This window comes from Lysobacter antibioticus HS124, assembly GCF_000336385.2.
GTDB lineage: Bacteria > Pseudomonadota > Gammaproteobacteria > Xanthomonadales > Xanthomonadaceae > Lysobacter > Lysobacter firmicutimachus.
In genome coordinates, this window is sequence record NZ_HG424621.1 from 19812 (window position 1) to 40576 (window position 20765).

14 protein-coding genes are annotated in these 20765 nt (G+C 68.2%); 4 read left to right on the forward strand and 10 right to left on the reverse strand.

Going from position 1 to position 20765, the window contains the following annotated elements; all coding sequences use genetic code 11:
* Nucleotides 1-96 precede the first annotated feature (96 nt).
* Nucleotides 97-870, forward strand: a complete 774-nt coding sequence (locus TX83_RS22365; protein ID WP_064750199.1) for an AraC family transcriptional regulator — start codon at nucleotides 97-99, stop codon at nucleotides 868-870.
* 255 nt (nucleotides 871-1125) lie between these two features.
* Here the strand turns inward: TX83_RS22365 and TX83_RS22370 are convergent, their stop codons facing one another.
* The 9 genes from TX83_RS22370 to cyoA all read right to left on the reverse strand — a co-directional run bounded on the left by TX83_RS22370 (nucleotide 1126) and on the right by cyoA (nucleotide 12084).
* A complete protein-coding gene (locus tag TX83_RS22370; RefSeq protein ID WP_141233646.1) occupies nucleotides 1126-2388 on the reverse strand; it encodes a hypothetical protein in 1263 nt (420 codons plus the stop codon).
* 92 nt (nucleotides 2389-2480) lie between these two features.
* A complete protein-coding gene (locus TX83_RS22375) occupies nucleotides 2481-4829 on the reverse strand; it encodes a glycogen debranching protein (RefSeq protein ID WP_064750201.1) in 2349 nt (782 codons plus the stop codon).
* 203 nt (nucleotides 4830-5032) lie between these two features.
* Nucleotides 5033-5578 carry a response regulator transcription factor gene (locus TX83_RS22380; RefSeq protein WP_064750202.1) on the reverse strand — a complete coding sequence of 182 codons (546 nt, stop codon included), beginning with the start codon at nucleotides 5576-5578 and terminating at the stop codon, nucleotides 5033-5035.
* Nucleotides 5571-6821, reverse strand: a complete 1251-nt coding sequence (locus TX83_RS22385; RefSeq protein WP_261370250.1) for an ATP-binding protein — start codon at nucleotides 6819-6821, stop codon at nucleotides 5571-5573. Before TX83_RS22385 ends, TX83_RS22380 begins: the two co-directional genes overlap by 8 nt.
* Before the next feature lie 135 nt (nucleotides 6822-6956).
* Nucleotides 6957-7727: an SURF1 family protein gene (locus tag TX83_RS22390; RefSeq protein WP_064750203.1), complete on the reverse strand. Its 771-nt coding sequence runs from the start codon at nucleotides 7725-7727 to the stop codon at nucleotides 6957-6959.
* A gap of 176 nt (nucleotides 7728-7903) precedes the next feature.
* Nucleotides 7904-8326 carry a cytochrome o ubiquinol oxidase subunit IV gene (cyoD, locus tag TX83_RS22395; RefSeq protein ID WP_064750204.1) on the reverse strand — a complete coding sequence of 141 codons (423 nt, stop codon included), beginning with the start codon at nucleotides 8324-8326 and terminating at the stop codon, nucleotides 7904-7906.
* Nucleotides 8323-8958, reverse strand: a complete 636-nt coding sequence (cyoC, locus tag TX83_RS22400; protein ID WP_064750205.1) for a cytochrome o ubiquinol oxidase subunit III — start codon at nucleotides 8956-8958, stop codon at nucleotides 8323-8325. The genes cyoD and cyoC overlap by 4 nt, the downstream gene beginning before the upstream one ends.
* On the reverse strand, nucleotides 8951-10927 hold the full coding sequence (gene cyoB / locus TX83_RS22405; RefSeq protein ID WP_222423814.1) for a cytochrome o ubiquinol oxidase subunit I: 1977 nt from the start codon (nucleotides 10925-10927) through the stop codon (nucleotides 8951-8953). The genes cyoC and cyoB overlap by 8 nt, the downstream gene beginning before the upstream one ends.
* 104 nt (nucleotides 10928-11031) lie before the next feature.
* Nucleotides 11032-12084, reverse strand: coding sequence for a ubiquinol oxidase subunit II (gene cyoA, locus TX83_RS22410; protein ID WP_064750207.1), 1053 nt, complete (start codon nucleotides 12082-12084; stop codon nucleotides 11032-11034).
* Nucleotides 12085-12411: 327 nt separating this feature from the next.
* Between cyoA and TX83_RS22415 the strand changes: the two genes are divergently transcribed.
* Nucleotides 12412-13740, forward strand: coding sequence for an MFS transporter (locus TX83_RS22415; protein WP_087960783.1), 1329 nt, complete (start codon nucleotides 12412-12414; stop codon nucleotides 13738-13740).
* A gap of 128 nt (nucleotides 13741-13868) precedes the next feature.
* Here TX83_RS22415 and TX83_RS23080 read toward each other — a convergent pair whose 3' ends face one another.
* A complete protein-coding gene (locus TX83_RS23080; protein ID WP_141233648.1) occupies nucleotides 13869-14402 on the reverse strand; it encodes a hypothetical protein in 534 nt (177 codons plus the stop codon).
* Between the two features lie 355 nt (nucleotides 14403-14757).
* Between TX83_RS23080 and TX83_RS22420 the strand changes: the two genes are divergently transcribed.
* Nucleotides 14758-16143, forward strand: a complete 1386-nt coding sequence (locus tag TX83_RS22420) for an MFS transporter (RefSeq protein WP_064750208.1) — start codon at nucleotides 14758-14760, stop codon at nucleotides 16141-16143.
* A gap of 83 nt (nucleotides 16144-16226) precedes the next feature.
* Nucleotides 16227-20765 (forward strand): non-ribosomal peptide synthetase (locus TX83_RS22425; protein WP_141233649.1); only part of this gene is annotated, 4539 nt, incomplete at its 3' end.

Here is a 20765-nt window from a genome sequence, read left to right on the forward strand (position 1 = left end):
CGCATCGGTCGGAAAGGAAATGGTCGTGACGCAGTAGACGCGCCCGCGACACTGCCCGCATTATCGTTCAGGTCAACAGTCTTCGAGATCGGGCCAATGCGCAACGTTTTGGCGACCCAGGCCGACGCCTTGCCGGGGCGGATCGTCGCCACCGCGAACGACTATCCGACCGATCACCGCGTCGCCCGCCATCGCCACCGCCGCGCGCAGCTGCTCTACGCCGCACACGGGCTGATGCTGGTGACCACCTCGGCGGGGCGGTGGATCGTCCCGCCGGAACGCGCGGTGTGGATTCCGGCCGGGGTCGAGCACGAGGTGCAGGTGCTGGTGCGGATCAGCACCCGCAGCGTTTATGTCGAACCCGGCGTCAGCGCCGATCTGCCGGCGGACTGCCGGGTGCTCGGGGTCGCGCCTTTGCTGCGGCAGTTGCTGTTGGAGACCCTGGACCTGCCCCTGCCGGGCGAGGCCGATGCGCGCGCGCAGCTGATCTATTCGCTGATCGTGCATGAGATCGAACGCGCGCCGGTGCTGCCGCTGGACATTCCGTTCCCGACCGAGCCGCGCCTGGCCAAGCGTTGCCGCGCGTATCTGGCGCGTCCCTCGCCGCACGACGGCATCGACGACTGGTGCCGCGACCTGGCGATGAGCCGGCGCACCTTCACCCGCCGATTCCGCGCCGAGACCGGGATCAGCTTCGCCCAGTGGTGCCGGCAGGCGGCGATCTTCGCCGCGCTGCCGCGCCTGGCCGCGGGCGAGCCGATCACCGCCCTGGCCCTGGACCTGGGTTACGACAGCGCTTCGGCCTTCAGCACCATGTTCAAGCGCATCGTCGGCATGCCGCCGAGCCGCTATCTGGGCAACGCCGCCTAGCGGCATTGCGCCGGTCATGTGACCGCGTGCGGCTGCCCTCGGTTGAAGACTGGCCGGGAAAAGAAGCGGGCGATCTGCGTATGCATCCGCCTTTCGCCGTTGTCTGCCGGTGCGCGGTCGCGGTTGGCGCCCCCCCTTCGGCGGGCGTCGGTATCTCGTGCCGGTGCTGTTTCATCCTTAAAAAAGGAGGGATTTGCTTCCGCCGCGCTTTCGGCCAGTCGCCGAGCGACTACCGCCGTCGGCGGTGCGATCCGTTCAGTCCGACAGCGCCTGCAGGGTGATCAGGCACAGCGGATCGCCCTTGCCGTCCTGGCTCCATTCCACCGACTGGACCAGGAAGCTCGTGCCCGGGGCGAAGGTGTACTCGATCTTGTCCGGCCCGTCCGACAGCGGGGTGATGTAGCTGGCCGCGTCCCAGACCCAGGCGCCCGGCGGCGGGTTGGCGATCAGGATGATGCCGTTCTGGTACTGCAACGCCTCCTCGTAGGTGCTGCCGAAGCTCCACACCATCTTGGTGGTCAGGGTATCGCCGACCTGGATGTAGTCGTCCAGCGCCTGTTGCAGCGGAATCTGCAACGGCACGCCTGCCGGGCCGGCATTGAGCGGGCATTGCAGGAACTCGATGCCGAAGTGCTCGGTGCCGAGTTGGTAGATGTCGACCTGGCCGCTGAACAGCTGCGCCTGGTCGACGGTGCTGGTGCGCGGCATGGACTGGAAGCCGGCCGCAAGCAGCCGGTTCTCGATGTCGGCGAAACGTTGCAGTTGATCCGCCACCGCGGCCAGCTGGGTCTGCACGTTCTGCAGCGAATCGGCCGGCACCATCAGGAACGAGCGCATGTAGTCGGCGTTGCTCGGGTTGTAGGTGTTCCAGTTCGACTCCCAGATCGCCTCGGCGATGCCGGGCTGGTCCAGCGGCGGCGGCGACCGGCCCATCGCCGTGTAGGCGAAGATCTTCATCAGCACCAGGCGGGTGAACGAAGCCGTGGTCCAGTCGTAGATCGACATCGCCAGTGGGAACGAGTACGGCGTGAACGGAAACAGTTGCAGGCCCAGGGCGCGGATCTCCGCGGCGCTCTTGCCGGGCGCATCGGGGATGTCCTGATACGGCACGTACTTCTGCGCGATCATCGCCTCCAGGTAGGCCGCGTCGGCCGGGTCGATCGTCGGCAACGGCTTTAGCGCCCCGGCGCCGCTCTGGCCGCTGCCGACCGCGGTCACGGCGAAGCGCGCGTCGGCGCTCAGGCTCAGGTCGATCTGCACGCTGGGGTTGGGGGTGTAGTCGAGGTCGACGCCGTTGCAGTCGACGATGTCCATCACCGGGCCGTTCGGGAAGCCGTTCTGAAAGTCGGTGATGTCGAGGAAACCCAGGCCGTCGACGATCAGCCGGCTGGATGCGCCGCTGCCGCCGCGCATCGCCGTCAGCGGCGCTCCGTCGCTGAACCACAGGGCCGCGCCGCTGGGGTTGTCGATCGTGCGCAACTGCCACATGCGAACCTCGGCGACGGCGGGACGGAACACCCGCCGATATCCCGCCCAACGCCAAGCCGTGCGCGGCGAGGCCATCGTCCTGCGGCTATTGCGACCGCGGTCGGGATTCGCCGCCCCAGCCCCTACTTGGCGATCAGCAACAACAGCGAGCGCGACTGCAGGCCATAGGTCGTGTTCTCGCCGCCGATCGCGGTCTCCGCGCCGGGCAGGGCGACCGTGTTCGGGCCCTCGTTCCAGGTTGCGGTATCGGTCACGCGGTACCACTGCTTGCCGTTGCCCGGCCACGGCAGGACGAAGTTCACCGGCCCCGACCAGCCGTTGTAGGCGACGTAGATCGCGCTGGCCGGATCGGCGAATTCGCTGCCGTCGATGCGCCAGGCGATGGCGTGGTTGTCGGCGGCGTTGAAGTAGGCCGCATCGGCCTGGACGCCGTCGGGCTTGAACCAGCGCAACTGCTCCATCACGTTGCCGTTGTTGTCGGCGCCGGAATAGAAAGCGGACGGCCGCAATGCCGGATGCGCTTTGCGGAACGCGATCAGGCGCCGGGTGTAGGTCTCGTGGTCGGCTTCGATGGCGCTGCGGGTCCAGTACAGCCAGTTGGCGGGCGAATCGAGGTTGTAGCTGTTGTTGTTGCCGAACTGGGTGCGCAGGGCTTCGTCGCCGCCGGTGATCATCGGCACGCCCGCGCTCAGCATCAGGAAGGCCAGGCCGGTGCGCGCGGCCTTGCGTTGTTCGGCGACCGCGCCGCCCTGGTCCCAGCTGAGGTTGTGGTCTTCGCCGCCGTCGGAGGGGCCGTAGGGCCAGGGCTGGCTGTTCTGCTTGCTGTTGTAGGCGTACAGGTCGTTGAGAGTGAAGCCGTCGTGGGCGACCATGAAGTTGACCGAATGCCAGGGCTTGCGGCCGTCGTCGCCGTACAGGTCGCTGGAACCGGCGAAACGCGTGGCCAGGGTGCCGGCGGTGACGGTTTCCTGGCCGAGCTTGTTCTGCTTCTTGCGCAGCGCGTCGCGGTACAGGCCGTTCCATTCCGCCCAGCCGGCGGGGAAATTGCCGACCTGATACGAATTGCCGCCGATCGCCCAGGGTTCGGCGATCAGGTCCAGGCCGGCGCCGCCAGCGGCCGGGCGCGGCGGCAATTCGGCGACGATCCGGTTCAGGGCGGTCGCGGCATCGAGCTTGTCGTAATTGAAACAGCCGTGCTGGCAGGTGTTGCCCAGCACCGAAGCCAGGTCGAAGCGGAAGCCGTCCACGCCGAGGGTGTCGCGCCAGTAGGCCAGCGAGTCGACGATCAGGTTCTGCGCGACCGGATGGCGGGTGTTGTAGTTGCCGCCGACGCCGGTGTTGTCCCAGGGGTATTGGTAGTCGCTGCTGAGCGAGTAGTAGGCCGGGTTGTCGAGGCCGCGGAACGACAACAGGTTGTACACGGTCAGGCCATCGCTGCCGCCCCAGGGGCCGCCTTCGCCGGTGTGGTTGTAGACCACGTCGACATAGACCTTGATTCCCGCGTCGTGGAAGGCCTTGACCATCGCCTTCCACTCGCGGGTCGGCCCGCCCGGAGATTTGTCCGCCGCGTAGCGCCGGTCGGGTGCGAAGTAGTTCAGGGTCATGTAGCCCCAGTAGTTGTCGCCCGCGGTCGAGTTCGGGTCGATGTCGTTCTGGTCGTTCTGCGCTTCTTGCACCGGCAGGAACTCGACGGCGGTGACGCCGAGCGAGGCCAGGTAGGCGGCCTTGCGCGCCGCGCCGGCATAGGTGCCGCGCTCGCCGACCGGTACGCTGTCGTCGTTGCGGGTCAGGCCGCGCACATGCACTTCGTAGACGACCTCGTCCTTGAGCGGCCGGCCGGGCTTGCTGCCGATCGAGCCGGACTGCGGCGCCAGGGCGATGCCCTTGGCCGCGCAGGCGCCGCTGTCCTTGTGCCGGTGCAGCGCGCCGCTGGCGTAGATCGTGCCGTCGGGGCAGGCGGCGGTGTTCGGGTCCTGGCTGATCTCGCGCGCATACGGATCCAGCAGCAGCTTGTTCGGATTGAAGCGATTGCCGGCGGCGTCGACGTCGCTGACGAAGCCGGTGCTGCTGCCCTTTGTCCACGCGGCCGAGTACGGCCAGTTCGGTCCCCAGGCCCGATAGCCGTAGTACACCGCACCGGTGATGCCGTAGGTGGTCTTGATCGTGCTCACCGGCAGCGTGGCCGACCAGACGTTGCTGGCCGCGTCCTTGCTGAGGGCGATGCGCGCGACCTCCTGCGTGCCGGAACCGGCCTTGTACAGCCACGCTTCGACCCGGGTCGCGCGCGAGGAATACACCCGGAACGCGAGATTGGTCTGCGAGGCGTCGTAGCGCGCGCCCAGTTGCTGCGCGTCGATCGCCGCGGACGCGGCGAACGGCCAGGCCGTCGTCAGGGCGAGCAGGGCGACGGCCCCGAAGCGCCTGTGTTCGGCGATGGCCGCCGCAATCCCTCGCCGTTGCGTATTCCGCATCGCCGTCGCCTCGTCGCTCCGCCGCGCACATCGCGCGGGGACACTCTAGGCACGATGTTGCGCTGCTCCGGATCGGTTGCAATCGTATTCACGGCGGGATTCGTGACGCGCGACGCGCCTGCCGCCCGGCGGGCACGATCGATCCGGCGCACGCAACACGGCGGGCGCGCCGTGGCCGCAGTCGGCCCGGCGGCGCGAACGCTTCACTTCACCCGATGCTTGCCCAGCTTCCGCGCCAGCGTGCGCCGGTGCATGCCCAGTCGCCGGGCGGTTTCGGAGATGTTGAAGTCGGTCTCCGCCAGCACCTCGTGTATGCGTTCCCATTCCAGGGTCTTGATCGAGGTCTGGCGTTCGGTCAATTCGACCGTGGCGTCGCCTTCGGCGCGGGTGAAGGCGGCTTCGATGTCGTCGGTGTTGGAGGGCTTGGCGAGGTAGTGCAGGGCGCCGAGCTTGATCGCCTCGACTGCGGTGGCGATGCTGGCGTAGCCGGTGAGCACCACGATCAGCATGTCCGGGTCGTGGGCGTGCAACGCCTGCACGCAGGCCAGGCCGGAGTCGCCGCCGGCCAGCTTGAGGTCGACCACGGCGTAGCCGGGCGAATGCTCGCGCAGCAGTTCGCCGACCTCGGCCAGGTTGGCGGCGTGGTGCACCAGGTAGCCGCGGCGTTCGAACGAGCGGCTCAGAGTGCGGGCGAACGCGGCGTCGTCCTCGACGATCAGCAGCCGGCGCAGAGCGGCGTTCTCACTCATCGGCGGCGGCCTCGTTGAGGGTCAGGGCGGACAGGGGCAGGCTCACGGTGACCACCGCGCCGCTGGGTTCGCGGTTGCGTGCGGCGATGCTGCCGCCCAGCTGTCGGGCGACGTTCAAGGACAGGAACAGGCCCATCCCGCGGCCCGGACGGCCTTTGCTCGACTGATACGGCTTGCCGAGTTGGCTGAGCATGGCCGGGGCGAAGCCGGGGCCGGCATCGCTGACCCGCAGCACCAGCCGGTCCTCGTCGCGCCAAGCCTCCAGGCCGACCCAGTCGGGCGAGGCCTCCAGAGCGTTGTCGAGAATGTTGCCGATCATCTGCTTGAGGCCGGAGTCGGAGACGATGGCGACGTCGGCGCCGAATTCGTTGGCGTAGTCGAAGCCGCGCACCGGCCGGGTGGCGCGCCACTCGGCGACCAGGTCGTCGAGGAATTCGCCGACGGTGGTTTCCACCGGTGCGTCGCCGCGCGCTTCGCCGGCCGAGAGCAGGATGCCGGTGACGATCGATTTGCAGCGCTGCAGCTGGGTCTGCATCTCGTCCAGTTCCTGCAGCAGTTCGGGCTGCTCGGTGAACGGTTTCATCCGCCGCCAGTCGCCGAGGATCACCGACAGCGTCGCCAGCGGCGTGCCCAGCTCGTGGGCCGCGCCCGAGGCGAGCAGGCCCATGCGCACGATGTGCTCTTCCTCGGCGGCGCGCTGGCGCAGATCGGCCAGGTGCTGGTCGCGGGCGCGCAGGATCCGGCCGATGCGAGTGATGAACACCACCAGCAGGGTGGCGTTGAGGGCGAAGCACAGCAGCAGGCCCTGCACGTAGGGATCGGCGAGGCCGCGGGTCGGGTCGGCCGGGATCACCACCGGGCCGGAGAAGCGGGTCAGGGCGACGAAGCAGGCGGTGGTCACCAGCACCATCGCGCAACTGGCCCAGGTGCGCAGCAGCACCGCGGCCAGTGCGACCTGCAGCAGGTACAGGAACACGAACGGATTGGCCGCGCCGCCGCTGAGGTAGAGCTGCGCGGTCAGGGTCATCACGTCGACCAGCAGGGCCAGGAACAGGGCGCCGTTGGTGACCTTCTCGCGATGCCGCCAGCGCAGCGCGCTGACCAGATTGAACGCAGCCAGGCAGGCCAGCACGATCGCCATCGGCGCCAGCGGCAACTGGATGCGGAAGCCGAAATGGACGAACAGGATGGTCGCGACCTGGCCGATCACCGCGATCCAGCGCAGCTGGATCAGCTGGTGCATGTTGCGCACTCCGGCGCTGGCGCGCAGGGCCGTGGCCAGCAGCGGCGGAGGCGGGATGGCCGATGCGGAAGGGGGCGGCGATGCAGGCCGGGCGTCGGTCGCGCGGGGTGGGGAAATGTCCTGCATCGTCGGGCCTCAACGAACCTCATCGGTCGGCGGCGGCGCAGCGCGGCGCCGCCGGCGTTGCTCCAGGGCCACGCGCCAAGCCGCGCCGGCGACCATCAGCGCCAGTCCGAACCAGGTCAGCGCATAGACCAGGTGATTGTTGGGAAACTTTATCACCGTCAGCCCGCCGACCGGCTCCTGCGCCGGGCCGGCATCGGCGCCGGGCGTGCGGTCGGCGTCGACGAAGTAAGGCGCGACCGCCGCGCCGTCCAGGCCGCGGGCGGCGGCGATCGCGGCGACGTCGCGCGAATGCCAGCGTTCCTGCGCCGGGGCGTTCCTGCGCAAGAAGCCGCCGCCGGGCTCGCTGAGGCGCAACAGGCCGGTCACTTCGCCGGCGGACGAGGGCGCCGCCGGCCGGCGCTCGCGCACGAAGCCGCGGTTGACCAGCACGATCTCGCCACCCTCGGTCCGGAACGGACTGAGCAGCCAGTAGCCAGGACCGAGTTCGGTGACGGCCTGGGTGTAGGTGTCGCGCCCCGGCAGATAGCGGCCGCTCAGGCGCACGTGACGGTACTCGTCGCGGGCCGCGCTCACCGTGCTCCAATCGGTCCGCGCCGGCGGTGCGCCGGGCGGCGCATGCACGCGCGCTTCCACGCGCTGGATCAGGTCGAGCTTCCAGGCGCGGCGCTGGACCTGCCAACTGCCGAGCGCGATCAGGCCCGCGAACAGGGCCGCGAACAACACGTACAGCGCGACCAGCGCGAGAACGCCGCGCGGTCGCCGGGCCGGGGCCGTCGTCATGGGCGCCACCTCGCGAACAACGGGTACAAAGCCGCGACTGCGTCGCCGCTCATCCTAACAGTCCGGGCCGAACCCGGCCCATAAAGCGCGATGCCCGGAACGCAGTCCCGGGCATCGCCTCCAGCCTGCGGCGAGGAGTCCACTGTCGCCTCACTCCGCGGGAGTGTTTCCCGGCCTCAAGGCATGGCCCGCATGTCGTGCGGCATCGGCATCATGTTGACGTTGAGGTGGTGCATGACCCACAACGAACCGGCCAGCATGATCACCACCAACACCAGGGTGAAGATCAGCGCGAGCATGTTCCAGCCGCCCTCCGACTTCGTGTTCATGTGCAGGAAGTAGACCATGTGCACGACGATCTGCACGACCGCGAAGGCCAGGATCACGAAGGCGGTGGTGCCCGAGCTCGGGATCACCTTGCCCATGACCAGCCAGAACGGGATCGCGGTCAGGACGACCGACAGCAGGAAGCCGACGACGTAGCCCTTGACGGTACCGTGGTAGTCGTCGCCGGCATGATGGCCGTGATCGTCGTGGCCGTCGTGGCCGTCGTGATCGTGGCCGTTGTCGTGGTGTTGATTGGCGACCGGGTGGCTCACGGCAGCGCTCCCATCAGATAGACGAAGGTGAAGACGCCGATCCAGACGACGTCGAGGAAGTGCCAGAACATCGACAGGCACAGCAGGCGGCGGCGGTTCTCCGGAATCAGCCCGTGCTTGCGCAGCTGGACCATCAGCACCACCAGCCAGATCACGCCGAAGGTGACGTGCAGGCCGTGGGTCGCGACCAGAGCGAAGAACGAGGACAGGAACGCGCTGCGCTGCGGGCCGGCGCCCTCGTGGATCAGGTGGGCGAACTCGTACAGCTCCAGGCCGAGGAAGGCCAGGCCGAACAAGCCGGTGACCGCCAGCCAACCTTGCACCGCGGCCAGCTTGCGCCTGGTCATCGCGATCATCGCGAAGCCGTAGGTGATCGACGACAGCAGCAGCATCGCGGTGTTGATCGCGACCAACTGCAGGTCGAACAAGTCGGCGCCGGACGGGCCGGCCGCGTAGCTGCGGCCGAGCACGCCGTAGACGGCGAACAGCACCGCGAACACCAGGCAGTCGCTCATCAGGTAGAGCCAGAACCCGAGCAGGGTGCCGTTCTGCGGATGGTGCTTGCCCTTGAGGTCGAAGAAGACCGGGCGCCCGTCGGGGGTGTGGGTGGCGATGGCGTGGGCGTCAGACATGGGCGGCGGCCAGTTGTTGCGTGCGCTGGTTTTCCGTGGCGGTCACTTGCTCCGCCGGGATGTAGTAGTCGCGCTTGTAGTTGAAGGTATGGACGATGGCGGCGATCAGCATCGCGGCGAAGGACACGCCGGCAACCAGCCACATCTGCCAGATCAGGGCGAACGCGCACAGCGTGCTCAGGCCGGCGATGACCACGCCCGCGCCGGTGTTCTTGGGCATGTGGATCGACAGGAAGCCCGAGGTCGGACGCTGGTAGCCGCGCTGCTTCATGTCGTGCCAGGCGTCGTTGTCGTGCACCACCGGAGTGAAGGCGAAGTTGTAGTCCGGCGGCGGCGAGGAGGTCGACCACTCCAGGGTGCGGCCCTGCCACGGGTCGCCGGTTTCGTCGCGCAGCGCCTTGCGGTTGCGGATCGAGACCGCGACCTGGATCAGGAAGCTGAGGATGCCCAGGGCGATCAGCACCGCGCCGAAGGCGGCGATCACGAACCAGATCTGCAGCGAGGCGTCCTCGAAATGGCTGACGCGGCGGGTCACGCCCATCAGGCCGAGCACGTACAGCGGCATGAAGGCGAAGAAGAAGCCGATCTGCCAGAACCAGAACGAGCACTTGCCCCAGAACGGATCGAGCTTGAAGCCGAAGGCCTTGGGCCACCAGAAGTTGATGCCGGCGAACAGGCCGAACAGCACGCCGCCGATGATCACGTTGTGGAAGTGAGCGATCAGGAACAGGCTGTTGTGCAGGACGAAGTCGGCCGGGGGCACCGCCAGCAGCACGCCGGTCATGCCGCCGATGACGAAGGTGACCATGAAGCCCATCGTCCACAGCATCGGCACTTCGAAGCGGATGCGGCCGCGGTACATGGTGAACAGCCAGTTGAAGATCTTCGCGCCCGTCGGGATCGAGATGATCATCGTGGTGATGCCGAAGAACGAGTTGACGCTGGCGCCCGAGCCCATGGTGAAGAAGTGGTGCAGCCACACCAGGTAGGACAGGATGGTGATCACCACCGTCGCATAGACCATCGAGGCGTAGCCGAACAGGCGCTTGCCGCTATAGGTCGAGACGACCTCGGAGAAGATGCCGAAGCAGGGCAGGATCAGGATGTAGACCTCCGGGTGGCCCCAGATCCAGATCAGGTTCACGTACATCATGGGGTTGCCGCCCAGATCGTTCGTGAAGAAGTTGGTGCCCGCGTAGCGGTCCAGCGACAGCAGCAACAGCACCGCGGTGAGCACCGGGAACGCGGCCACGATCAGCACGTTGGTGCACAGCGAGGTCCAGGTGAAGACCGGCATCTTCATCATGCTCATGCCGGGGGCGCGCATCTTGACGATGGTCGCGATCAGGTTGACGCCCGATAGCAATGTGCCCACGCCCGCGATCTGCAGCGCCCATATGTAGTAGTCGACGCCGACCCCCGGGCTGTAGGCGATGCCCGACAGCGGCGGATACGCCAGCCAACCGGTGGTGGCGAACTCGCCGACGAACAGCGAGACCATCACCAGCGCGGCGCCGCAGGCGGTCATCCAGAAGCTGAAGTTGTTGAGGAACGGGAAGGCGACGTCGCGCGCGCCGATCTGCAGCGGCACGAGGTAGTTCATGAAGCCGGTGACCAGCGGCATCGCCACGAAGAAGATCATGATCACGCCGTGGGCGGTGAAGATCTGGTCGTAGTGGTGCGGCGGCAGATAGCCGGCGTTGTCGCCGAACGCCATCGCCTGCTGCAGGCGCATCATGATCGCGTCGGCGAAACCGCGCATGAGCATGACCAGCCCCAGCACGATGTACATGATGCCGATCTTCTTGTGATCGATGCTGGTGAACCACTCCTTCCAGAGGTAGCCCCAGAGCTTGTAGCGGGTGAGCAGGGCGACCACGCCGAGGCCGCCGAGCACGACCATGGCGAAGGTGGCGATCAGGATCGGCTCGTGCAGCGGGATCGATTCCCAGGTGAGCCGGCCAAAGATCAGGTGGGCGGGATGGGGCTGTTCTGACATCTTGACTCCGAAGGTCCGCTGCCGGACCTGACGCCTTTGGGCGCGCTAACTAAGGAATGCGGTGGCTGCGCGCCTTACGGCGCGAGGGTGGCGACGCCCCAGTTCGGGGTCGCGGCGCTCGGCGAGGTCAGGCACATGGCCGAGGCCACGTAGGGACCGCCGCGCAGGTCGCCGGTGCGGCGCTGGGCGAGGGCGTCGGTGCTCAGGCCGAGGCCGCCGCCGGCGTCGATCGCCATCATCTCGTCCATGCACATGCGGCTGGCGTCGACGCAGCGGTTGAGGATCGCGTGGTACAGGCCCGGCGCGACCGCGCCGTAGCGGCGCACCGGTTCCTTCTCGCTGGGCTTTTCCAGTTCCAGATAGCCGGCGCGTTCCAGGGTGGTGCCGCTGGCGCGGTTCTTGGCCACCCAGGCGTCGAAGCCGGCCTGGTCGAGGCCGTGGAAGCGGAAGCGCATGTGCGAGAAGCCGGCGCCGCTGTAGTTGGCGGAGAAACCCTCGTAATCGCCCGGCTTGTTGATCACCGCGTGCAACTGGGTCTGCATGCCCGGCATCGCGTAGATCTGTCCGGCCAGGGCCGGGACGTAGAAGGAGTTCATCACCGTCGAGGCGGTGATCTTGAACTGGATCGGCCGGTCGACCGGCGCGGCCACTTCGTTGATCGTGGCGATGTTCTGCTCCGGATACAGGAACAACCACTTCCAGTCCAGCGCCACCACTTCGATCACCAGCGGCTTGACGTCGGCGGCGACCGGCTGGCCGGGCTTGATCCGGTCGAGCGGGCGATACGGGTCCAGGGTGTGAGTGCTGACCCAGGTGATCGCGCCGAGGATGATGATGATCAGCAGCGGCGCCGACCAGATCACCAGCTCGAGCTGGGTGGAGTGGTCCCAATCGGGCTTGTACGTCGCCTTGGTGTTCGAGGCGCGGTAGCGCCAGGCGAAGAACAGCGTCAGCGCGATCACCGGCACGATGATCAGCAGCATCAGCACGGTCGAGATCACGATCAGGTTGCCTTGCTGCTGGGCGATGTCGCCCGACGGGTTCAGCACCACGGTGTTGCAACCGGCCAGCGCCAGCGTCGCGCCGGCGGTGAGCAGGGGTCGGAGCAGAGTCTTGAAGGCGTTCATCGATCTGACGCGTAGGCACGAGCGAGGGCCGCGACGGCCGCGGCGATGGGCGCGATCCTAAAGGCCGGCGGCGGTGGGGACGATTGGACGTTTTGTCCCATGCGCTGCGCTGCAACATCGCCCCGGCCGGGCCCAGGCCAGGGCCGGGGCGTCGCGCCGTCTTCACGAAACCCAACAACGGCGCGGCCTGGCGCTGAACAGGGCGCTCCGAAGGCGGTATTGGCGTCGTCCGCAGACCGGAGTAACGTCGGAGAGGCGGGTCAAGCCACCCGCCCGTTCCGGCACAGCCGCCGACCACGGACCGCAACCCGTACCGAGCGCCCGCCTATGATGCCTATGCCCAGCCATGCCCTCCCGGAGTCGTCCCGCACCGTTTCCGTCCATGGCCCCGAGCCCCAGGGCGAGGTCAAGCCCGGCGAGATCGCGGTCGGGGTGGTGATCGGGCGGGCCTCGGAGTACTTCGACTTCTTCGTCTACGGCATCGCTTCGGCCCTGGTCTTCCCCTCGGTGTTCTTTCCCTTCCTCGGCAAGCTCGAGGCCACCTTGTGGTCGTTCGCGATCTTCGCCCTGGCCTTCGTCTCGCGGCCGCTGGGCACGGTGCTGTTCATGTGGATCCAGCGCCGCTGGGACCGCAGCACCAAATTGACCGCGGCCTTGTTCCTGCTCGGCAGTTGCACCGCCGGCATCGCCTTCCTGCCCGGGTTCGCCAAGATCGGCAGCCTGTCGATCGTGCTGCTGGCGCTGTTCCGGCTCGGCCAGGGCGTGGCCCTGGGCGGTTCCTGGGACGGCCTGCCGTCGCTGCTGGCGCTGAACGCGCCCAAGGACCGGCGCGGCTGGTACGCCATGCTCGGCCAGCTCGGCGCCCCGGTCGGCTTCATCATCTCCGCGGCCCTGTTCGCCTATCTCTACGGCGCCCTGTCGCCGACCGACTTCTTCGACTGGGGCTGGCGCTATCCCTTCTTCGCCGCGTTCGCGATCAACGTGGTGGCCCTGTTCGCCCGCCTGCGCCTGGTGCTGACCCACGAATACGAGCGTGAGCTGGGCGAGCGCGAGCTGGAGCCGACCCCGGTGATCGAACTGGTCGGCGCCAAGGGCCGGCATGTGGTGATCGGCGCTTTCGCCGCCTTGGCCAGCTATGCGCTGTTCCATATCGTCACCATCTTCCCGCTGTCGTGGATCCTGCTGTACTCGGACCAGTCCGTGCCGCAGTTCCTGGCGGTGCAGATCGTCGGCGCCTTCCTGGCCGCGGGCGCGGTGGTCGTCTCGGGCCTGATCGCCGACCGCTTCGGCCGGCCTCGCACCCTGGCCGCACTGGCCGCGGCGATCGCGATGTTCAGCGGTTTCGCGCCGACCCTGCTCGGCGGCGGCGCGGTCGGGCAGGATGCCTTCATCCTGATCGGCTTCGTCCTGCTCGGCCTGTCCTACGGCCAGGCGGCCGGGTCGGTGACCGCCAACTTCGGCTCCAAGTACCGCTACACCGGCGCCGCGCTCACCTCGGACCTGGCCTGGCTGATCGGCGCTGCGTTCGCGCCGCTGGTCGCGCTGGGGCTGTGCGCCCGATTCGGCCTGGCGTTCGTCGGGGTCTACCTGCTGTCGGGCGCGATCTGCACCATGGCCGCGCTGGCGGTGAACCGGGCGCTCAAGCTGCGCAGCTGAGCGCCGCCCGCGCCGGCGATGCCGGCCCAGCCCGCCCAACGACGGCCCGCGCTCGCGCGGGCCGTCGGCGTTTTGGAGCGGCCGTCGATGCCGGCGTGGCGCCGCGTCCGGAACGGGGGCGCGCTTACCTATATATAAGTGCCGCAGTGGAGCGCGCGGGTCCGTTGCGGCGGCCGCCAGGAGTTTGCTGATCCTGGCGAATCGAAAGCGGCCTGCGATCGAGATCCGCAGCCGGCATGCGCCGCAGCCGCCAAGATCGCCGCCGGCCCTCGTGCGGGGCGGCGCAAGACCATCGAGACGATTTCGGAACCATCGGTGCGCGCAATCGTTGGTGCGGCTTCGTGCATACGTTGCCGTACGCGAAGCGAACGATGCAGCAGCGCATTTGCCGTCCGGCCCAGACGGCTTGCGATGCATAACACGCCAGGTCGCAGGCCGTGGTTACGAAACTTGCGGCAGACACGCGCGGCGATCGGTGCACCCCTCAGCCGGTCGATGCATCGCGCGGTGCGCGCAGCGCGGAACACGGCATCGAAAGCGTTGCGCAACACGATGCGGAACGCGCATTCGTTAATCGTCGATAACGAACGCATGCATGCGTTGAGATCGCCTCGGCGCGATGCGACCGGATGTTGCATCCCATCGGCCAGCGGCAATTGCATTCGCGCTGTGTAGGAATTGCCTGGATTTCGCGGAGTTTGCGCAGCGACGTCGACGTTCTCTGTCCGAGTGCGCGTTCCGTTCGCGCCTGAATGTGACGAAGCCACGCGAACGAGTTGAACGGAAACAAATCGATGTCGCAGAGTTTGATCGGGTACTCCGTTTGCAAATCTTCGCTGCAGCGTTCGTAAAGAACTTTCAACACTGCGATATATGTTATGGACGCAGTCACCGAACCAAAGCCTGTTGCGTTAGCCGGATTCAGTCGGGCGCGCCGCGCCTGGAAGCAACGCGACCACATCTCGCCGCAGAAGTACCCGCGACGCATCGTTCGCGGGAACCAGAGAGAGCGAACGTATGCAGGAGGCGACCGTCGAGCAAGCGCCGGCATCGACGAGCGGACCCACGAGCGCGACATCGCCGCAAGCGGCGCCGCGCGCGCGCTCGACGTTCGCGCTGCTGTGGCTGAGCGAGACCGCGTTCGACCTGGGCACGACGTTGGTCAGCTTCGCGGTCGGCGTGTGGATCTTCTCTCAAACGGGATCGGCCCAGGACTATTCGTTGTCGATCCTCTTCGCGGTGCTGGCGGGCATGCTGGCGACGCCGTTCGCGGGAGCGTTCGCTGACCGTTACGATCGGCGCTGGGTGGTGTTGTGCTGCGATCTGGGCGCCATCGCCGGCACGTTCGCGATCGTGACGGCGCTGGTGTACGGCCGGGCGGGCATCGGCGCCTTGTACCTGTATGCCGCGGCCGCATCGGCATTGGGCGCTTTGCGCAGGCCGGCGATTCGCGTCACGATCAGCCGCTTCGTGCCCAAGGACCGTTTCGCTCAGGTCGGCGGCCTGACCGGTGTTTCGCGCGCCCTGGTTCAGGTCGGCGCGCCCACCGCCGCCGGCTTCTTGATGGCGCGCCTGGGGCTGCAGGGCGTGATGGCGACCCAACTGTGCCTGTTGCTGGGCGGCGCGGCGCTGATGTTCGCAGCGCTGACCCGTGCCGGCGATCGCGTACGCGGCGGCACGATCGCGGCGAAAACAGGCCTGCTAGGCGGCGCCATGAACAGCTTCGGCGGCGCGTTCGGCTATCTGCGCGAACAACCGTTGATGCGCGCCCTGCTGCTGTATGGCGCGCTGGTGCAATGCCTGATGGTGCTGGCGACGACGTTGCTGACGCCGATGGTGCTGTCGACCCACTCCAGCGATGTGCTCGGCCTGGTGATGTCGGTCGGCATCGTCGGCGGACTACTCGGTTCGATCGTGGTCGCGACCGCCTGGATTCGCCGGAACCTGATGCACTGGATCCTGGCCTGCGACGCGCTGCAGTGCGCGGCGGTGCTGATCGCCGGCTACGCGACGGGACCGGCCTGGTGGTGCGCGACCGCGTTCGTGTGCCTGTTTTGCGGCAGCACGTCGGTGGCGTGTTCGCACGCGCTGTGGATGCGCAAGGCGCCGCTGTCGCGTCAGGGCAGCATTTTCTCCCTGGTTGCAGCGAGCAACATGCTGGTGATGTGCGTCGTGCTGCTGATCGGAAGCTGGCTGGCCGACGCGGTACTGGAACCCGCGCTGCGCGAAGGCGGTGCGCTCGACGCGACGGTCGGCGGCTGGTTCGGCAGCGGACGCGGACGCGGCATCGGCTTTTTGTTCTTCGTCAGCGGCGCGATCGGGTTGGCATTGACGTCGTTCGCTCTGGCCAGCCGTCGCCTGCGACGGCTCGAAACCCTGGTGGCGGACCGCTGCGATCCCTGACGGCGTCCGGCCACGCACGACAACGCCTTGCGCGCGGTGCGCGCGGGCGACCCGTTCCTTCCGATTTTCAATCAGCCGATCCCATGAGCAGCGAAGCACTCCATCCTTTGAGCTCTCCTCAGCAGGCCGTGTGGCTGGACCAGTCGTTGGCGCCGGACTTGCCTTGCTACAACATCGGCATCGCGGTGCTGTTCGAAGGGGCGGTGGACCCGGACCGCTTCGAAGCCGCGATGCGCTACGTCGCGCAGCGCCATTCGGCCTTGCGGATCGTGCTCGAACGCAGCCGCGACGGCGCCCGGCAGCGCTTCGCCGATATCGTGGGGACCGGTCTGCAGCGCATCGATCTCCGCGGTCGGGAGGACGCCGAGGAGCGCGCCTGGGACCGCATGCGCGAGGCTTTCGACCAGCCTTTTGCCTTATACGGTCAGCCGCTATGGCGCATGCAGTGGCTGCAGGTGGCGCCGGAGCGCGCCTATTGGCTGCTGTGCTTCCACCATCTGGTCGCCGACGGCTGGACCGTGTCTTTGATCGGCCAGGCGGTGAGCGAGGCCTATAACCGGCTCGAACGCGGCGAGGCCTTGGCGCCTGCAGAGGAGGGGGGCGACGAGGCGGGTCGGGAAGCCGACTATCGCGACTTCATCGCCCGCGACACCGAGTATCTGGCCTCGCCGCGGCACGCCAAGGACCGCGAGTTCTGGACCCAGCGCTATGCGAAGCTGCCCGACCCGCTGTTCGAGCAGGCACCGGGCCGGCGCGGCCGTTTCGATCGGCGATTCGGCCAGGCGGTCTGGCAACTGGAGCGCGCCCACTATCGGCGACTGAGCGAAGTCGCCGCAGCCCAGGGCGGGTCCAGCACGCACTTCATCGCCGCCGCGTTGGCGGTGTATTTCGCCCGTCTCGCCGGGCGCGAGGACGAGGTGGTGATCGGCATGCCGGTGCACAACCGCACCGGCGCCGCGCAGCGGCGCACAGTCGGCATGTTCGCCGCGGCGATTCCGGTCGGCATTGCGGTCGATGCGCGGTCCCCGTTCGCCGCGGTGCTGGCGCAGGCCGCGGCGGAAATGAAGCGCTGCTACCGGCACCAGCGCTACCCGCTGGCCGATTTGCATCGCGAATTGCTCACCGGGGTCGGCGACCGTCGCGGCCTGTTCGACCTGACGTTGTCGATGGAGGGCTTCCAAGGCGACCTGGGCATGGCCGGCGTCGCCACTTCGGCGTATCCCCTGCACAACGGCTATGAGCGCCAGCCCCTGGCGGTGTATGTGCGCGACTACGAGCAACAGCGCCCGGTCCGGATCGAATTCAACTACGACCCCGACGTGTTCGGCGAGCAGGACATGGCCGCGCACCTGCGCCGGCTCGAACGATTGCTTCTGGCCGCGATCGAAGCGCCGGACACCCCGGTGGGCGATCTGCCGCTGATGGACGAGACCGAGCGCACCCTGGTCCTGCATCGGTTCAATGAGCCGCAGTCGGACACCGGCGCGCCGCAGTTGATGCATCGGCTGTTCGAACGCCATGCGCGCGATACGCCCGATGCGGTCGCGGTGCAGTACCAGGACCAGGCGTTGAGCTATGGCGAGCTCAATCGGCGGGCCAACCGTCTGGCGCATCACTTGCGCGAACTCGGCGTCGGGCCGGACGCGCTGGTCGCGATCGGCCTGGCCCGCGGCCTGGACCTGGTGGTGGCGATCCTGGCCACGCTCAAAGCGGGCGGCGCTTACGTGCCGTTGGACCCGGCCTATCCCGACGAGCGTCTCCTGCACATGCTGCGCGACAGCGCGCCGGCGGTGCTGATCGGCGACGACGACATGTTGCAGCGCCTGCAGCCGGCCGCCGAATATCGTGCGCTGCGGATGGACCCGGCGCAGGCCGAGCAGCCCTGGGCGCAGGCGAGCGCCGAAGATCCGACGGTCGCAGGACTGACGCCTGCACATCTGGCGTATGTGATCTACACCTCGGGCTCGACCGGCCTGCCCAAGGGCGTGATGGTCGAACACGCCCAGGTCAGCCGCTTGTTCGCCGCGACGCAGGCCGATTTCGGCTTCGACCGCGACGATGTCTGGACCCTGTTCCATTCATTCGCCTTCGACTTCTCGGTATGGGAGTTGTGGGGCGCCCTGATCCACGGCGGGCGTCTGATCGTGGTGCCGCATGCGATCAGCCGGGCGCCGGCCGAGTTCCATCGCCTGGTCTGCGAGCAGGGCGTGACCGTGCTCAACCAGACCCCGAGCGCTTTCCGCCAGTTCATCGCCGCCGGTCAAGCCGAACCGCGCCCGCATGCGTTGCGCTACGTGATCTTCGGCGGCGAAGCGCTGGAAATGGCCAGCCTCAAGCCGTGGTACGCGCAGGCGCACAACCGCGCCGCGCGCCTGGTCAATATGTACGGCATTACCGAGACCACGGTGCACGTGACCTATCGGGCGCTGCAGCCGGCCGATGCGGAGCGCCCCGGCGCCAGTCCGATCGGCGCGCGCATCGGCGATCTGAGCCTGTACGTGCTTGACCCGCAGGGTCGGCCGTTGCCGGTGGGCTGCACCGGCGAAATGTACGTCGGCGGCGCCGGCGTGGCGCGCGGCTACCTGCGGCGCCCGGAGCTGGATGCGCAGCGGTTTCTTCCCGACCCGTTCAGCGGCGTGCCCGGGGCGCGCATGTACCGCACCGGCGATCTCGGCCGCTACTTGGCCGACGGTACGCTGGAGTACTTCGGCCGCAACGATCAGCAGGTCAAGATCCGCGGATTCCGCATCGAGCTGGGCGAGATCGAGGCGCAGTTGGCCCGCATCCACGGCGTCGGCGAAGCGATCGTCGTCGCGCGCGAGGATGTGCCGGGCGACCAGCGCCTGGTGGCCTATCTGGTCGCCGACGACGCCGCGCCGCTGCCCGAGCCGGCGCGGCTGCGCGAGTCTTTGCGCGAGCGCTTGCCCGACTACATGCTGCCGGCGGCGTACGTGCGCCTGCCGGCGCTGCCGCTGACCGCGAACGGCAAGCTGGACCGCAAGGCGCTGCCGGCGCCGGACGATCAGGCCTATCGCCAGCGCGCCTACGAGGCGCCGCGCGGAGCGGTCGAACAGGCGCTGGCGCGGATCTGGGCCGAATCGCTCGGGGTCGATCAGGTCGGCCGCAGCGACAACTTCTTCGAACTCGGCGGCCATTCGATTCTCGCCGTGCAACTGGCCGAGCGGCTGCGCCAGGAAGGGCTGCCGGTGTCCATCCGCGATCTGTTCGCCGCGCCGAGCCTGAGTGCGCTGGCCGCATGCGCCGAGCAAGGGCAGGGCGATGCGGTCGCGATACCGGCCAATGCCATCGCCGGTGGCTGCGAACGCATCGTGCCCGAGATGCTGCCGCTGGTTCGCCTGGACCAGCCGCAGATCGAGCGGATCGCCGCCGCCGTACCCGGCGGCATGGCCAATATCCAAGACATCTACCCGTTGGCGCCGTTGCAGGAAGGCATCCTGTTCCACCACCTGCTGCAGCCCGAAAGCGACGCCTACCTGCTGCCGGCGCTGCTGCGTTTCGACGACCGCGCCCGCCTGGACCGCTTCCTCGCCGCCCTGCAGCAGGTGATCGCGCGCCACGACATCCTGCGCACTGCCGTGCATTGGGAAGGCCTGGACGAGCCGGTGCAGGTGGTCTGGCGCCGCGCCGAACTGCGCGTGCAAGAACTCGATCTGGACCCAACCCGCGGCGACGTGCGGGCGCAACTGCAGGCACGGGCCGATGCGCGCCGCACCCGGCTGGACCTCCGCCGCGCACCGATGCTGCAGGCTTATGCGGCGTTCGATCCTGTCGGCGGGCGCTGGCTGCTGCAATTGCTGCACCACCACCTGACCGTGGATCACGCCACGACCGAACTGGTGCTGCACGAGGTGGGGGCGTTGCTGCAAGGACGCGGCGACGAACTGGCGGCGCCGGTGCCGTTCCGCGACTTCGTGGCGCGCGCGCGCCAGGATGCGGGGCAGGCCGAGCACGAGGCGTATTTCCGCGCCATGCTCGGCGACCTGGACGAGCCGACCGCGCCATTCGGCTTGGTGGACGTGCAGGGCGACGGCTCGCGGATCGAGCAGGCCCGGCACGACCTGCCCGCGGAATTGTCCGAGCGGCTGCGCCGCCTGGCCCGCGCCCACGGCGTCGGTGCGGCCAGCCTGTTCCATCTGGCCTGGGCGCAGGTGCTGGGGCTGTGCAGCGGCCGCGACGACGTGGTGTTCGGCACCGTGTTGTTCGGCCGGTTGCAGGCCGGTGCCGATGCGGCGCGGGCGATGGGAATGTTTCTCAACACCTTGCCGTTGCGGGTGAGGATCGACGGCAGGCCGGTCGAGACCGCTTTGCGCGCGGTGCACGCCTCCCTGGCCGAGCTGCTGCGCCACGAGCACGCCTCGCTGAGCTTGGCCCAGCGCTGCAGCGGCCTACCGGCCGATGCGCCCTTGTTCGCCAGCCTGCTCAACTACCGCTATAGCCAACGCGACGGCACGATCCCGGCCCTGCAAGGCGTCGAGTCGCTGGGCGGCCACGACCGCACCAATTACCCGTTCGTCCTGCATGTCGACGATTACGGCGACGGCTTCGGGCTCACCGCAGAAGTCGAACGCAGCGTCGACGCGCAACGCATCTGCGGCTTCGTC